We start from the raw sequence: 16,206 nt of genomic DNA, 5'->3' as shown, positions 1-16,206 counted from the left end.
AAAAAAAAAGAACAATGCCAAAAGTGATATTATTAGTACTGCTATTAGTCTTGAACACCTCTTGTACACAACAAGGGAATGATGGTTTTGATTTGTCAAGGGCTACCATTCTGGTTTCCAAGGAAATTAAAAACCCCATGTATGAAACCGTAGGTAATGTACTGGTAGAGGAAATTGAAAAACGTACGACCATTGAACTTGTAAAATCAAACGATTGGGGTTCCAATACAACAATAGCCTTGGTCTTACAGGGTGAGACCGATGTCTTCGGAGAAAAGGTTCCTGGTCCAAAAGGTGTCGATAAAAAACCCATCAAGGCGGAAGGCTATCGCATTGTGCATCAAAAAGAAGGGGAAAAGAATATTTTATGGATTATCGGGGCCGATGCCCGAGGGGTACTTTACGGTATAGGTAGACTGTTGCGGATTGCTAAAATGGAATCGGGACACATTAAGATTGCCAATGATCTAAATATCGTTTCCGCTCCGGAATATACCCTTCGTGGACATCAATTTGGGTATCGCAATACGGCGAATTCCTGGGACGCTTGGACGGTTGAACAATTCGACCAGCATTTTCGGGAACAAGTACTTTTTGGTGCCAACAGTTTTGAAAACATCCCTTTTCAAGAGCCTTCCTCCAGTCCCCATTTTAAAGTGGATCCACAGGAAATGGAAGTGCGTTTGAGTGAAATATGTGAAAAATATGATGCGGATTATTGGGTTTGGACCCCCGCTCCGCATGATTTAAGCGTCCCGAATGCGCATCAAGAAGGTTTGGACGAACAAGAGGCCTTCTATGCCCGATGTCCAAGATTGGATGGGGTGTTTGTTCCCGGTGGCGATCCAGGCGAAAATCACCCTTCCAAATTGATACCTTATCTCAAGGATCTATCCGTAGTATTAAAAAAATATCATCCCGATGCAGGAATATGGGTATCCCTACAGGGTTTCAACGAAGAGAAAGTTTCTTACTTTTTCGAATATCTGAAAACTGATAATCCAGATTGGCTTAAAGGGCTTGTTTATGGACCAAGTAGTCCGCCCATAGATGTTGAGCGTGAGCTATTACCTGAAAAATATTTACACCGTTTTTATCCCGATATCACCCATACGGTACGGTGTCACTATCCTGTAGAGCGCTGGGATCAGGCATTTGCATTGACCTTGGGGCGTGAGCCCTGTAATCCCCAACCGCTTCAATATACCAAGCTGTTTCATGGGGATATTGGGTATACCGATGGTTTTATCACCTATTCCGACGGATCCCATGATGATGTGAACAAAGTGGTTTGGAGCCAACTGGGCTGGGATTCCAAGCAAGATGTACACGATATTGTTTTTGAGTACTGCCAGTTTTTCTTCGGACCAAAAGTCGCCGAAGAAGCCACTAAAGGGATTTTTGATTTGGAACAGAATTGGGTTGGTCCGGCTTTAGGTAATGAAGTAATTACAACAACCTTGGCCCTTTGGCAGAAGATGGAAACCCAACACCCAGAGCTGAATAGTAATTGGAGGTGGCAACAATTGGTTATGCGTGCGTATTACGATGCTTATATACAGGAAAGGCTTACCTATGAAAAAGGTCTCGAATCGAAAGCCTACGATGTTCTTGCCAATGCCGAAACAATAGGGGCGGAGAACGCGATAAATGAAGCGCTTGTTTATTTGGAAAAAGCGGATACCGAGTTGGTGGCCCAAAATTTAAAACAGAAAGTTTTTGACTATGCCGAGGCGCTTTTTCGTTCCATTGGCGCACAGACCAGTGTATCAAAGTATAATGCCCGTAGTGCGGAACGCGGGGCTATTTTAGATTTTATAGATTACCCTTTGAATAATAGGTGGTGGCTCGAAGACGAATTTGAAAAGGTTAAAAAGTTCTCTACCGAAAATGAAAAATTGGCCAGACTCGAATTTATTAGAACGTATGAATTTCCTGGTGAAGGAAGTTTTTATGATAATATTTCGAGTGCCGATGCCAAACATGTCACCTCCGAGACCGATGATGCCATTGACTATCTTTGGGAAAATGACGGAGTAAGTAGAAAACGGTTGTCTACCCAATTATTTCAATTTTCCCCAACCTTGGAATATGACGGACTTGATGCCGATGCCAGTTACCTCATACGTGTTTCAGGATATGGAGAGGCGCTTTTGCGGGCTAATGGCCAACGATTGAAGCCTACCAAATACGAAAAAGGATTTGAGCAATTTAAGGAATTTCCGCTTCCGAAAGATCTGATCCAAGAAGGGAAATTGAAGATCACTTTTGATAAACCCGATGAGGAACATTTGAATTGGAGAAAGCAATCTAGGGTTACCGATGTGTGGATATTAAAGCAATAGCGATGTTTTTATTGATCTATCCTCATGGTGCAATCCTTGGTTATTTAAGCAACACAACACGAAATAAATGATGAAACAGAACCATGCTAAAGAACCTTCGACCTACTATGTAGGTCTGGATATCGGAGGTACCAAATGCGCCGTAGTTTTGGGCGATGATGATTTCAATATCTACGAGAAGGTGTTTTTTGAAACTAAAGTGGAGCGTGGCCCAACGGTTATCCTAGATGAATTCAAACAACATATCCATCGGCTTTTTGAAGAATACGATCGTAAAAAATTGGCGAAAATTGGAATAAGTTGTGGAGGTCCCCTTGATTCTAAGAAGGGATTGATAAAATCGCCGCCCAATTTACCGGGCTGGGATAATATTCCAATAGTAGAGATTCTTGAGCAGGAATTTGGAATAGATGTAGCGATCCAAAACGATGCCAATGCCTGTGCCCTGGCCGAGTGGATGATGGGTGCCGGAAAAGGCACTGAGAATATGATCTTTTTGACTTTTGGGACTGGAATGGGAGCTGGACTCATCCTGAACGGAAAAATATACTCTGGAACCAATGACCTAGGGGGGGAAGTAGGGCATATTCGTATGGCTGAAGACGGACCTGTAGGTTTTGGTAAAGCCGGGTCATTTGAAGGATTTTGTAGTGGGGGAGGTATTGCCCGTTTGGCCAAAAGTACCGTTGAACATAAATTAAAGAACGGTATAACTGTCGGATTTTGTCCCTCAGCGGAAGATATCGATGCCATTACGGCCAAATCGGTTTTTACCGCGGCCATACAGGGTGATTGGGTGGCGTTGGAAATTGTGAAAACCACTGCGGAGTATCTCGGTAGGGCATTGGCCATACTTATAGATACCTTGAATCCCGAATGCATCGTCATCGGTAGTATTTACGCCAGGAACGAAGCCTTATTAAAACCATTGGTCTATAAAGTGCTTGAAAAAGAAGCCATTCCGGAAGCCTTGGAAGTTTGTCGTATTTTACCGGCCCAATTAGGCGATAAAATAGGGGATTATGCTGCATTGGGTGTAGCCATGCAATAAATAGGAAACCGAAAATAAAACGAAATTAACAGGGGTAGCCTTTTTGGCGAAAGATAAAGAGTTCATATGAATAGGGAAGATATAATAGAAAACTTAATACGGCGTTATCCATCGCTTGAAAGCTGTAAGGATGTAGTCAGGGAAGCAGGTGAAACATGGGTCGAATGTTATCGAAACGAAGGTAAATTGTTGGTCTGCGGTAATGGAGGAAGTGCGTCCGATTCGGATCATATTGTGGGGGAGTTGATGAAAAGCTTTTCCAAAAAACGCCCTGTTACCTCTGAATTCAAAAAAAACCTTCTTGAAAGCTCTGGGGAAAGGGGAGCGACTCTGGCATCGAAACTGGAAAGGGGGTTGCCGGCAATCTCATTGAATGCCCATGGTGGTTTGATTTCCGCAATTTCAAATGATATAGGGGGCGATTTCATTTTCGCACAACAAGTGTTGGGCTATGGTCGAAAGAATGACGTTTTATTGGCCATTAGCACTTCGGGGAATTCCGTCAATGTTGTTGATGCCTGTTTTACCGCCAAAGCCATGGGGATGAAAGTAGTTGGTTTGCTTGGGGAAACGGGAGGCAAGATCAAATCGTTATGCGATGTGGCAGTATGCGTCCCCGCGACGAGCACAGCAGCGGTACAGGAATATCATTTGCCTATATACCATGCCCTTTGTATTATAGTAGAAGAGACTTTCTTTTAAGATATTGAATATAAGTATTTTATCTAGTAGCTGTTAAAGTAACAATTATATAAATGCGCACTTTAAAAATCCCAGGTTCCTTATTGATTATGGTCTTTTCCCTCATGATAGGTTGTAAGGAACGAGTAGCCTCCAAAAACAACATCATGACCGAAAAACAGATTACCTTCAATGCAAAGACACACGCCCTGGATAACAATGATAATTTCTCCCCAGACGGACGCTTTTTGTGTTACGATACGCGTTATATGGTGTTCAATACCAACCTGGCCAATAGTAAGTCCATAGAAAAAGTAGCCTTGGCAACGGGAGAGGAAACCGTACTATTGCAACCGGAATCCGTTTCCGGGGAGCATGGTGCTCCTGGTGTTGCCGCGGTTTCGTATCATCCTACAGAAAACAAGGTGGTTTTTATTCACGGTCCCCAATTGGAGGAAGTTGACGAAAGGGGTCATTATGACATACGAAACAGAAATGGGGCCATCGTCAGCGCCGATGGAAAGGGAGAAATTTCAATTGCTGACTTAAGGGACGTGGTTACCGATAGGCCAATAACCCCGGGAGCACAACGAGGGGGTACCCACCGACATGAATATTCCAGAAACGGGCGGCGTATCGGTTTTACCTATGATGACTTTCTGCAACAGGACTATGACCGTACCATCGGTTATATGGAAGTTAATAAGAGTGCTCCGGAAGGATTCAGCCATTATTTTGCGGTAATGTTGAAACCCGTAAAAAAGGGCGAATCGAAACCTGGTGAAATTGAAAAGGCCTACGGCGACTCTTGGGTAGATTCCTTGGGAACGAAACGTGCCTTTATAGGAAAGGTTCGTGCCGAAAACGGAGTTGATTATGAAACTTCGCTTTTCGTCGCTGAAATACCCAATACCGTCGATATTACATCGGCGTATTCCGGTGATGCCAATACATATCCCGAACCTCCCGTGGGTATCAAAATAAAAAGATTGACCCATAGTACCACTGATGAGGGTATTGTGCGGGGATCATACTCGGGGGAACAGATCGCTTATTTATCAAAGGACGAAAAGGGCATATTACAAGTGTTTGTAATTCCGGTTGGCGGTTCCGATTTGGCGGTAGATCCGAAAAGCAGACCGATGCAGGTCACAAATTATACGGCAGATGCCGGTTATGTCCGTTGGCATCCCTCCGATCAATGGTTGTTTTCCATTAGTGATGGAAAAGTTTATGCCAGTTTTGTTGGTGGACCGGACGGCTTCGGAAAATCAATTGTATTGACTCCCAGTGATTTGGACCGGGAAGCTTTGGTTGTGTCCCCTGATGGAAAAATACTGGCCTATAATGTTGACATGCCCAATGCAACCAGTTCACGAATTATAGACGATGCTCAAAGCAATCTGTATAAACAGATATTCATTTTAGAACTGCATGATGCCCTTACCCATTAAAATCAAGGCCCTCCAGATAATAACTTAAATCCATACCATTGAAGAACGCAACACAGACGAATAATTTTAGGGGTGCTTTTGCCTTAATGACTTCATTATTTTTTATTTGGGGGGCCATTGTTTCCTTAAACGACATATTGATTCCCCATTTCAAGGGGTTATTCGATATGAGCTACACCGAAACCATGCTGATACAGTTCTGTTTCTTTGGGGCGTATTTCTTAATGGCGATTCCTGCCAGTCTACTCGTTGAGCGCATTGGATATAAAAAGGGTATCTCTGCCGGCTTGATAACGATTGGTTTGGGGGCACTTTTGTTTTTGCCCGCTTCATGGGCTGTTTCGTATCCGTTGTTTTTATTCGGATTGTTTACCATGGCTACGGGCAGTGTGATTCTGCAGGTAGTGGCGAACCCCTATGTGATTATTTTAGGGAAACCTGAAACGGCTTCCAGTCGGTTGAATTTGGCCCAGGGAATCAATTCCTTGGCTACCACATTGGCTCCTTTGGCGGGTGGATTTTTAATCTTGGGTCATTATGACACCCCGAAAGAAGCCGCGGCCGCTGTTGAGGGGCCATACGTAGGCTTGGCGATTTTCGCCTTTTTGATAGCTATTGTTTTCTTTTTTCTGAAGCTACCGAAGGTGTTGGAGACCGATGGGGTGAAAGTTAAGGGAAATGTATTGAAATTCAGGCAATTGCGATTGGGTGTCATTGCTTTGATGTTATATGTCGGTGCGGAAGTGGCCATAGGCAGTTTTATCGTGAACTTTTTGGGGGAACCCTATATTGCCGGATTTGCCGAGAAAAAAGCGGCGACCTATATTCCTCTTTATTGGGCCGGATTGATGATAGGTCGTTTTTTGGGGTCAGCTATTCTACAAAAGGCTAGCGCCCAAAAAGTATTGTGTTTTTCCGCATTGGCCTCTGTTCTGTTGCTGGCCGTGACGATACTCACCAATGGTTATGTCGCCATGTGGGCCATGCTGGCTGTAGGCTTGTTTAATTCGATAATGTGGTCCAATATTTTTACCTTGTCTATTAAGGGACTTGGTAAATATACCAACAAGGCTTCGGGTATTTTGGTAATGGCACCGGTTGGCGGGGCGATATTACCACTGTTACAAGGGGTTTTGGCCGATATGCCGGCTATCGGTCTCCATCTTTCTTATATATTGCCACTTCTATGTTACGCATTTATCATTTATTATGCGGTAAATGGGTATAAACCCGGAGCCAATGAATTCGCCCAAGTCGAAGCACAAAATTAGGCTTTGCTTCGGGAAAGATAATTGGCTTGTTTTAGTATTTTCCGATTGACCTTACTGGGGAATTAAATCATGGTACTTCGCGAAGTAATAGGGTAAAAGATAGAAAGTGCCTTCGTGTTCTGAATAACCATTTCCTTCTGAATCGTGAAGGTCAAAAGCATCCCTGTCCAACCGAACATGCCCGCGTTCGTCAATAGGGAGCGCATAGGAGTCCATGCGCCATCCCATATCAGCTTCCTGGGCTGGGGTGGGGTCGAAAAGTACATCAAGACGATGGGTGTTGTCCATTTCATAACCGATGAGGTCTAAGGGAATACGTTGTAGGGTTTCCTTGATATATCGGGTGTCAAGACTGCTTTTCCCATAGCGGTCAATGACCGATTGGGCAAACAAGGGATTCTCCTTGAACAATTCACGTGTATTGAAATAACCTTCGTTTACTTTTTTGGTAAAAGTATTTGCCAATGCTCCGTAAAGTCCATCCCAAAAGGCATTCTTTTGTTTGCTGATATTTAACCAGGCATATTCCAAGGAAAGACGATACATCATAAGGAGTTCGGGGTCTTTTTCATAGTTGATCAGACCGTAAAAACTCATTAACCCAAGGTTGTTGTCCCATGGGACTACGTTTTCAGGAGGAAAAAATTCCTTGGGATGCATGGCATTAATGTGGTAATTTTCTTCGTCACGCAGCATTTTGGACACCTCGTCATATTTTGGGTCTTCGGTAACATGGCTGGCTACATTAAGAAAGGAGAGCATCATCATCGAATTTAGGCCGCGCTGATCCCAACCCCAAATCGAGTTAAAGTAGTCAGGGTCAAAACTGCCCCAACGTGTGGGTTTACCATCGTAGTCGACCAATTTGAAACTATGGCGGATAAGATGGTCGGTAACATCGGCCACTACTTGTTTAACCGCTGCTTTCTCTTCTTCGGTTTCAGCGACAAGGTCGTAGTAGATTCCATAATAGAAGTAATGTCCCGCCAACTCGTCAGAACTGGTATCACATTTCCAACGGTATTTGCCATCCTGACTTAGCGGAAAACGGGGATAGATATCCTTCCAGAAGGGGTCGTTTTTCTGATGCCTTTTGTTGTACTCCTTACTGTATTGTTCGTTTACCGTTTCGTGCCAATCAACGGGAATGATAACACGGGCGGGAAAACCTGGCTCAGGTGTAATATCGACCAGCCACTTTACTGCCTTAAAGCTTCTATCCGCAATTGCCTTTGCTTCCTTATCACCCGTTATGGCATATCTAAAAGCCTGTGCGGCACCGTACATGGCGGTATATTGGCCATCGTTGTCAGAGATGGCCAGTTCATAGCTGTCTATATCGAATTGCTTGCTGAGGTGGTTTTGGCAAATGAACCCCATTCTGTTATGTCTTTCTTCCGTTAGATGGGTGAAATAGGCTGCCTTTTCCTCATAGGTCATCTCTTTGGGAATAATTTGACCAATGCCTTTGTCCGTTGCAAACCAAGCGGTGCCTTCTTGGTCTACGGCAATGTCGTTTACATGATTGTCAGGTAGCCAACGTCGTGTGGTACGATAGTAAAAATAGTCGTTTTCGGCCCTTATGGCGCCATTTTCCGTGCCGAACCATACTTCGCCCTGGGGTCCTGCCGAAGCACAAGTGAATTGGGTATAGGGAACGCCTTCCTTTCCCGTAAACAATTGCCATTTCCCATTGGTGTTTTTACCAATCCCTTCCTTGGACCCAAACCATAGATTGCCGTTCGTATCTACAACCAGGGCGGCGACTTTTTTCAAGGCCCAGCTATAATTTTCGTCAAAGGGTAATACCTGCTTCCATTTGCCTTTTTTGGCCTTAACGTATAGACCGTTTTCACAACCCAGATAGGTCTCGCCTTTATAGGTTACTTCGGAGAGTACTTTTCCTGTACCTTCTGGTAATTTTTTGAATTGTGATAATGAATGTTCCGGTTTGGAACCCTCTATCCTTGTCCATTGGCTACCGTTCCATTCGTAGGTTCCCCCGGAAGCTATCGCAATGGGTATATTGTTGTATAACTGTATTTCAGTAAAGGCTCCTTGGGGGAGCCCCTGTTCGCTACCATGCATTACGGCAACATCCTGTCGGAATTTATCTTTCTCCCCAATTGATATAAAAGAGAATTGCAGTAATGCTATTGAAATCAGTAAAATGGTTCGCATAGGATATCGTATTGAATGGTTTGTTTTAAAAGTGGCCTTGGACTGTTAATCCAAAGGTTGGGGTTCACTGATCACGCCCAAATATCGGCCCATCCAATAGGGGAGGAGCCAAATATCCCCAGCCGAATATTCTTCACCACCGTCATTTCCGATTTTATCCAATCGAAACATATTACCATTATGGCGTTGTATCTTTCTTTCATCAGGGGGAAGTACCTCTTTCGTGGTCTGCTCCCTAAAATTGGGGGCTATAAAATCCAAATCCTTTCTATGGCTATTTTTGACATCCCATGAAACCATATCCATAGGATGCTCTTTGAGATACCATACGGCTTCGTCAAGGTCAAATTCGGAAGTACCGGTCAATGCCGTCATAATGTTCCATGCGCCTTCTTTTTCAGGTCGTTCAATTTCCCAATGGTCAAGAATGGATGCTTTGAATTTTGTTTTAAGCGTGTCGTTGAAAGCATAATTGTATAATCCCCAGTACCCCACAAAATACATTTCATCATCGGAATGGTTCCATGATTCCGATAGCATCTTACTCCAGTCGTCCGCATCGTCAGGGGCGGGGGCTACATCCTTCATCGGCCACATAAGGTTTTCGAGATAGCCATGGTTATTCATCAGGTCGAAGGCTTTTTCTTTATATTTTTCCTTTCCAGTGAAATGATAGGCAGTCTGTAACATACCAATAATATTGGAAGAGTTTATTTTTCGATCGCCCACCATTTTCGGTCTGGCATTCACATAATCGGGGTTCCATTTGCCCCAAGTAGTGGGTTTTCCATCATAATCAACCATGTACAAGTCATTGCGGACGATATGGCTCATCAAGGTATCGATAAGGGTTATGGCTCGGTCTTTCAGGTCATTGTCCATCAATTCAGCCATGACACCGTAAGCAAATATATGCCCGATAGCCTCATCGCTACTGGTGGTCGATTTCCAATCCCACTCCGGGTCGTTGGAGTGTTGCCATCTGTCCGGGTCGTGCAATTTTTCAATATAACCACTGCGCTCAAAGGATCGTGAGGGAAACCCAGGAACTGGATTGATACTGAATAACCGCTCCATAGCCTCCATGGATTCCCTACAATTCTGTAAGGCATCATCAGATTGGGTCACCGCATAGCGAAAAACCTCCCCTGCCAGATACATGGTTGTCCATAAGCCATCGTTATCGGAATCCGAAAGTCGTCCGGTATCAATATTTCCATTGTCCATATCGACCAAAGAGGCATTGAAGCCTAAACGGATATGACGGTCCCTTACTTGTTTTTCATAATATTCGGCCTTGTCAAAAAGGGTCATTTCTTCGAATACGATTTGGCCCAGACCGGTATCGGTCAAAATCAAGATGGAGTTATCATTTCCTTTGGATATATGTTTTACATGGTTGTTGGGCAACCAACGCTTTCCGTAGTAGTAATCGAATTTACCATCATCACGTAATTTGAAGGCGCCTTCGGAAGATCCAAACCAGAGATGATCGTCGATGGTTTCGATATAAGTAATATCGGTAACCGGTAGTTTGTTTTGCAGCGGGCCAACCTTCGTTACCGTTTTGGGATTGAGTTCAAAATAACCATTTGAAGTGCCTATGACCAAATGATCACCCTGTAGGGCCAATGCCGTCAATTGTTGTTCTTGTTGTGTTGTTTTTAAAGTACTGGTGGTCGCATCAAAACTAGAAATACTGTGCGCTCCTAAAATCCAGAATGTTTTTTGGTCGGCATGGTACCGTATGTCCAAAAGTCGGTCATCGATTGCTCCTTCCCAAGGGGCCTTATCCTTTGATAGAAATTGAAGGGACTTACCATCACTGATCAGAAAATCGAAATTGGATCCCGCAGCCAAAATATGGGCCTTGGGTAGATTGTGGGAAAGGTAAAGACTACCTGCCCATGCATTGCTGAAAACCGCCTTATCATCTAAATAGACAAATTGGTTTTCATACAGGGTAAGTCCACTTATTTGCTTATCGGTAAGTGGGCGATATGTCTTGTCTTTCAGCAGCGTGCCGGGATATAAAAATTGTCCATCATGTGTTCGTAGAAGGCCGTCTGTAGAAAGCACTTGGATTACGCCATTCCTATCCATATATACCTTGGATATATCCTGATCTTGGGTCCAATTGTATTTTATGCTATAATCTTGAAGGTAAGGGATGTCTTCATATATAGGCATTGAGGATGTTTGTTCTTTTTCCTTATCAGGGTTGTTACAGGAAACCACGAGAAGTGAAATCATCAAAATGCAGTATTGATTGATCTTTTTCATAATATCTATGAGGTTAGGATGGTTAATTGTTAATGATGTTGATATACGGTTAAGCAAAACACTGCATAACATTCAAAACAAATAAACCGATTTTATAAGTACATTACCACCTATATTCTACAAGGTTTACATGGAATATTGACCTTTTAAAATAATGTTGGCAATATATACCTATATAGTGTTAGAATAATTGAAGTTTTCTAGTTGGGTAATAAGGATGTAGGTATTTTGTCCGTGCCCCATTTCGTGTTTGGCTGTGGTCCCATCTTAAATTGAAGAACACCTCCTTTGACAATTTCCTCATGGGTAATCCATGTTCTGTTGAAAGGTTTACCGTTGAAGGTTGCGGATTGGATGTATACGTTCTTCTTGGAATTGTTTTGGGCGCGTACCGTAAATGTTTTGTTTTTTGTGGGGTGTAGACTCAATTCATCAAAAAGCGGACTGCCAATCGTATAAACAGTATTTCCTGGGGCCATAGGGTAAATACCCATGGCACTTAACACATACCAGGATGAAAGTGAACCCATATCCTCATTTCCCGGAAGGCCGCCAGGACCTATTCGGTACATTTTATCCATTACTTGGCGGGCCCTGAATTGTGTTTTCCATGGCTGGCCGGCATAATTGTATAAATAGGCAACATGATGCGAAGGTTGGTTGCCATGGACATATTGCCCTATGGTGCCGACCACACCTACATACTTTGGTGGACTAATAACCGGACTCATCTCAAAAAAGGTATCGAGCTTGGCGATAAATTCTTTTTTGTTCCCGAAAAGGGATATGAGTCCTTGCGGGTCATGTTGTACAGACCATATATATTGCCAGGCATTCGATTCGGTATAGTGGCGATTTGGACGTCGACCAACCAATAAGGGGTCAAAGTATTTGTAATAACTGTGGTCACCATTCTTGATGATTTCCTGCTTGTTGTCCCCGATTTCAGGGAGCCAAGTGCCATCATATTTTTTGGGGCGCATGAATTGGGTTTTGGAATCCCAGACATTCTTGTAATTGTTGGCCCGTTTCATGAATAGGGCATAGTCATTTGGTTTGTTAAGCGCTTTGGCCAATTGGGCAATACACCAGTCATCATAGGCCAATTCAAGGGTATTGGGTACTGCCTCGGTCACCTTATCGATGGGGGCATATCCTTTTTCAAGATAATAAGTCAACCCCGAGCGCCCCACATCCTTCGAAATGGGGGATTTGGGTAGTTCCAAAGCTTTTTTTCTCATCGCCTTGTACAATAGGTTGATATCGAAATCGCGATACCCTTTTAAATAGGCGTCCACAATAATCGGGATCAGGTGATCGCCGACCATGGACTCCCCATAGACGTTTAAAAAGTGTTGGGCTGGTAGCCATCCATAATTTTCAACCTTTGCCGCTATCGATTTGATATAGTCGTTTACGTGTTCAGGAGCCACAAGGGTTAGTAAGGGATGCTGGGTTCGGTAAGTGTCCCAACATGAAAAAGACCCATAAAAATCGAAGTCCTTGGCTTCGTGTATTTTTCCATCCGAACCAAAATATTTACCATCGACATCCTGTGAAATATATTGCGCTAACAGAGATCGGTAGAGTGCGGTGGTGAAAATCTGTTTTTGGTCTTCAGAGCCTCCTTTAACGGTGATTTTTGAAAGCTCCTTGTCCCATATTTTTTTTGCGTTATCCCTTACACCATCAAAATCCCAGTTAGGTATTTCCTGCTGGAGGTTTCTTCGCGCACCCTCAATACTGGTGTAGGATAGGCCTACTTTTACTAAAACCTGTTCGTCTTTTGCAGTATGGTATTGTACAAATGCCCCTATTTTATCACCTACCTCGGCGTTTTTGTATGGGAAAATACTGCCATTGGATTCAGGGGTCTTATACGTGGCGTCAAAAGTGCCATAATATAAAAAGGGTTTGCTGAACTCCGCTACAAAATACACTTTTCCTAGCCCTGCACCTTTCGCACCTTCAATACGGTGGTCATCGACAATCTTGAGTTCGGATAGTTCGCCTTTGGTCATATCCCCGATTTGATGGCCAACATCCAAAATAATGCGCGAATTCGTTGATTCTGGGAATGTATAACGATGAAAACCAGCCCGTTGGGTAGCCGTTAGTTCAACGTTAACATCATAATCCTTTAGTTTTACCGTGTAATAGCCCGGTGTGGCACGCTCTTCGGAGTGGTCGAATCGTGAGCGATACCCTGCATCGGGATCTTCCAAGGAACCCGGTACGATCTGTAGTTTTTGGTTCACCGTGGGCATCAGTAATATCTCGCCACCATTGACCATGCCAACACCACTCCAGTGGGTGTGGCTGAAACCCATGATTGAACTTTCAGAATAGATATAACCCGCACAGTAGGTCCAGCCCTCTGTATATACATCCGGACTTAAATGCACAAGTGCATTGGGTAATGCTGCACCGGGATAGGTGTGCCCAAAAAAGTCGGTACCAATAAAGGGGTCCACATACGCACTGGGCGTCTTGGCCTGTGTATAACCGATCTGGGTACATGCAAAGAACATTGAAAACGTAAGTGGATATATCAGGTTCAGTAAATTTTTCATGGGAATCCTCCGGTTTTAAAGTTTGGTTGAGGTTATTTCTTAGTCACCTAAAGAATATTACCTGCTTAACAAAGATAAATTAGTAAATATAATCCGATAGTTAAAATAACATGTAAATGGGATAAGATAGCGGAAATAATAGGAATGTCTTAAGTCTTATATTTGTAAAGAAGCCATTTTAAAACAACTGTTTTGGGCAGGGGATAATGGGTCTTTTGAGTAAAATATATTAGAATGAAAATAGTAGTCCTTGATGGGTATACCTTGAACCCCGGCGATTTGAGTTGGGAAAAATTAGAGGCTTTGGGCGAATTGACGGTATACGATAGAACCGAATTCTCCAATGAGGTAATCGTGGATGCCATTGGTAATGCCGAGGTCATTTTCACAAATAAAACACCTTTGCCAAAAGAAGTCCTTGAAAGGACGCCATCTTTAAAATATATAGGGGTTTTGGCTACAGGGTATAATGTAGTCGATATGCAGGCGACAAAAGATTTGGGTATAACGGTCACCAATGTACCCACCTATGGTACCACTGCCGTAGCTCAAATGACGATGGCCTTACTTCTTGAGATATGCCATCATGTTGGTGAACACAATCGAGCCGTAAAACAGGGGGAATGGACGAATAGCAAGGATTTTAGCTTTTGGAACTATCCTTTGGTCGAACTGGAAGGGAAGACCATGGGGATTATTGGTTTTGGACGAATAGGAAGGGCAACCGCTAAATTAGCCGAGGCCTTTGGAATGAATATTTTAGCCTCTGCTAGCCGTAGGCGGCCCGAATTGGAAACAACGACCTGTAAGTATGTTGATATGGATGGGCTATTGACGGAATCGGATGTTATTAGTCTACACTGTCCATTGACTCCTGATACCGAAGGAATTATAAATGCGGCCAACATAGCTAAGATGAAGGATGGTGTAATGCTCATAAATACAGCCCGGGGACAGTTGGTTGTCGAAAAGGATTTAAAGGAGGCCTTGGATCATGGAAAAGTGGCCGGTGCGGCCATTGATGTGGTATCGACGGAACCCATTGAAGCGGATAACCCGCTCTTAAAGGCCAAAAACTGTATCATTACCCCCCATATTGCATGGGCCTCGAAGGAATCCAGGGCTAGGTTGTTGAATTTGGCTATCGATAATCTTAACGCATACCTACAGGGTAATCCTATTAATAAAGTGAATTGATACGAATGGGTTTTCCATTTCGAATACTCTGACATATGTTGAATAAATACCTTATTAATGAAAGATCGTAATAAAGATGGTTTGGGAAGAAGATCTTTCTTGTTCCGCACGGGATTGGCAGCGGCGGCAGTTCCTTTTCTATCAAACTCATGCCGACAAGGCACTTTGGGGACAAAAACGGATGCGGGTGATTCCTTTGAATTCGCTTTTTTGACCGATATCCATATCAAGCCGGAAATGAATGCCCCAAAAGGTTTTCAGATGGCCATCGATAAGGTGAATGGGTTGAATCCTGATTTTGTTATCACTGGAGGTGACCTTGTTTATGATGTCATGCGCGGTAATTTTGAAAAGAGTGAATCGCTGTTTAGCTTGTATAAGGATATGAGCAAGGGGTTTGAAATGCCGGTTTATAATTGTATCGGAAACCATGATTTATTCGGGATTTATGAGGAAAGTCCCGAAGGTCCGGACCATCCTGATTATAAGTATGGCATGTGGGAAAGACATTTCGGGGACACCTATTATTCATTTGATCATAAGGGTTGGCATTTTATCACTTTGAATTCGTTGGATGTAACGGAAAGCAAGCGGTACAAAGGTGTTTTTCATAAAGAGCAATTGCAGTGGTTGGCCGAAGACCTAAACAAGGTCGATAAGGCAACACCCATTGTAATAACGACCCATATTCCTATGATATGTGCCTATTCCCAGTTAAATGGGAGTGAGGGAAGCCGTACGGTGAGCAACGGCTTTGAAGTGTTTAGGATGTTGGAAGGTTACAATTTAAAATTGGTGTTGCAGGGACATATCCATTGGAAGGAATATGGATTTGTAAATGACCGATTCCATTTTTTAACCGGTGGCTCTATTGCAGGAAACGGATGGAAAGGTCGAAGACACAACACCAAAGAAGGTTTTATGAAGATCAAAGTGCAAGGTGATGACTTCACATGGGAATATGTCGACCATGGATGGGAAAATGAACGCCTGAAAACAGCAAACACAGGAATCGAGGTCGGGCAAGGATAAACCTAAAGAGAAGAAATATGGAGTAACGTGATGACACATTTTGTGTGAACCTCCCTCCATGGACAATTGGGTGACCTAGCCGGGTATATAGGCATATCGATAGTAATCCCATATACCCATTTTGTTTTTCTTTTGAGT

10 protein-coding genes are annotated in these 16,206 nt (G+C 43.4%); 7 read left to right on the top strand and 3 right to left on the bottom strand.

Going from position 1 to position 16,206, the window contains the following annotated elements:
- Positions 1–14: 14 nt before the first annotated feature.
- The 5 genes from LX92_RS11660 (at position 15) to LX92_RS11640 (ending at position 6,802) form a co-directional block, all read left to right on the top strand.
- Positions 15–2,345 (top strand): hypothetical protein, encoded by a 2,331-nt coding sequence (locus tag LX92_RS11660; protein ID WP_211315865.1) that lies wholly within the window; start codon positions 15–17, stop codon positions 2,343–2,345.
- Positions 2,346–2,412: 67 nt separating this feature from the next.
- The gene (locus tag LX92_RS11655; RefSeq protein ID WP_211315864.1) at positions 2,413–3,396 is read left to right on the top strand and encodes an ROK family protein; all 984 of its coding nucleotides are present in this window, start codon (positions 2,413–2,415) and stop codon (positions 3,394–3,396) included.
- Between the two features lie 66 nt (positions 3,397–3,462).
- Positions 3,463–4,098 carry a D-sedoheptulose-7-phosphate isomerase gene (locus LX92_RS11650; RefSeq protein WP_109650694.1) on the top strand — a complete coding sequence of 212 codons (636 nt, stop codon included), beginning with the start codon at positions 3,463–3,465 and terminating at the stop codon, positions 4,096–4,098.
- A gap of 53 nt (positions 4,099–4,151) precedes the next feature.
- Positions 4,152–5,531: a DUF3748 domain-containing protein gene (locus tag LX92_RS11645; protein WP_109650692.1), complete on the top strand. Its 1,380-nt coding sequence runs from the start codon at positions 4,152–4,154 to the stop codon at positions 5,529–5,531.
- Positions 5,532–5,569: 38 nt separating this feature from the next.
- Positions 5,570–6,802 (top strand): sugar MFS transporter, encoded by a 1,233-nt coding sequence (locus LX92_RS11640; protein ID WP_211315863.1) that lies wholly within the window; start codon positions 5,570–5,572, stop codon positions 6,800–6,802.
- 51 nt (positions 6,803–6,853) lie between these two features.
- Here LX92_RS11640 and LX92_RS11635 read toward each other — a convergent pair whose 3' ends face one another.
- The 3 genes from LX92_RS11635 to LX92_RS11625 form a co-directional block, all read right to left on the bottom strand.
- Positions 6,854–8,983, bottom strand: coding sequence for a two-component regulator propeller domain-containing protein (locus LX92_RS11635; protein ID WP_109650688.1), 2,130 nt, complete (start codon positions 8,981–8,983; stop codon positions 6,854–6,856).
- Between the two features lie 45 nt (positions 8,984–9,028).
- Positions 9,029–11,266, bottom strand: coding sequence for a ligand-binding sensor domain-containing protein (locus LX92_RS11630; protein WP_109650685.1), 2,238 nt, complete (start codon positions 11,264–11,266; stop codon positions 9,029–9,031).
- A gap of 200 nt (positions 11,267–11,466) precedes the next feature.
- The gene (locus tag LX92_RS11625; protein WP_109650683.1) at positions 11,467–13,839 is read right to left on the bottom strand and encodes a GH92 family glycosyl hydrolase; all 2,373 of its coding nucleotides are present in this window, start codon (positions 13,837–13,839) and stop codon (positions 11,467–11,469) included.
- A gap of 234 nt (positions 13,840–14,073) precedes the next feature.
- Here LX92_RS11625 and LX92_RS11620 point away from each other — a divergent pair, with 234 nt between their 5' ends.
- Positions 14,074–15,036 (top strand): D-2-hydroxyacid dehydrogenase, encoded by a 963-nt coding sequence (locus tag LX92_RS11620; protein WP_109650681.1) that lies wholly within the window; start codon positions 14,074–14,076, stop codon positions 15,034–15,036.
- A gap of 57 nt (positions 15,037–15,093) precedes the next feature.
- On the top strand, positions 15,094–16,068 hold the full coding sequence (locus LX92_RS11615; RefSeq protein WP_109650679.1) for a metallophosphoesterase family protein: 975 nt from the start codon (positions 15,094–15,096) through the stop codon (positions 16,066–16,068).
- Positions 16,069–16,206: the final 138 nt, after the last annotated feature.

The organism is Maribacter polysiphoniae (assembly GCF_003148665.1).
Lineage (GTDB): Bacteria > Bacteroidota > Bacteroidia > Flavobacteriales > Flavobacteriaceae > Maribacter_A > Maribacter_A polysiphoniae.
The sequence above is the reverse complement of the archived record's forward strand: the minus strand, read 5'-3'. Positions and strand labels throughout refer to the sequence as shown.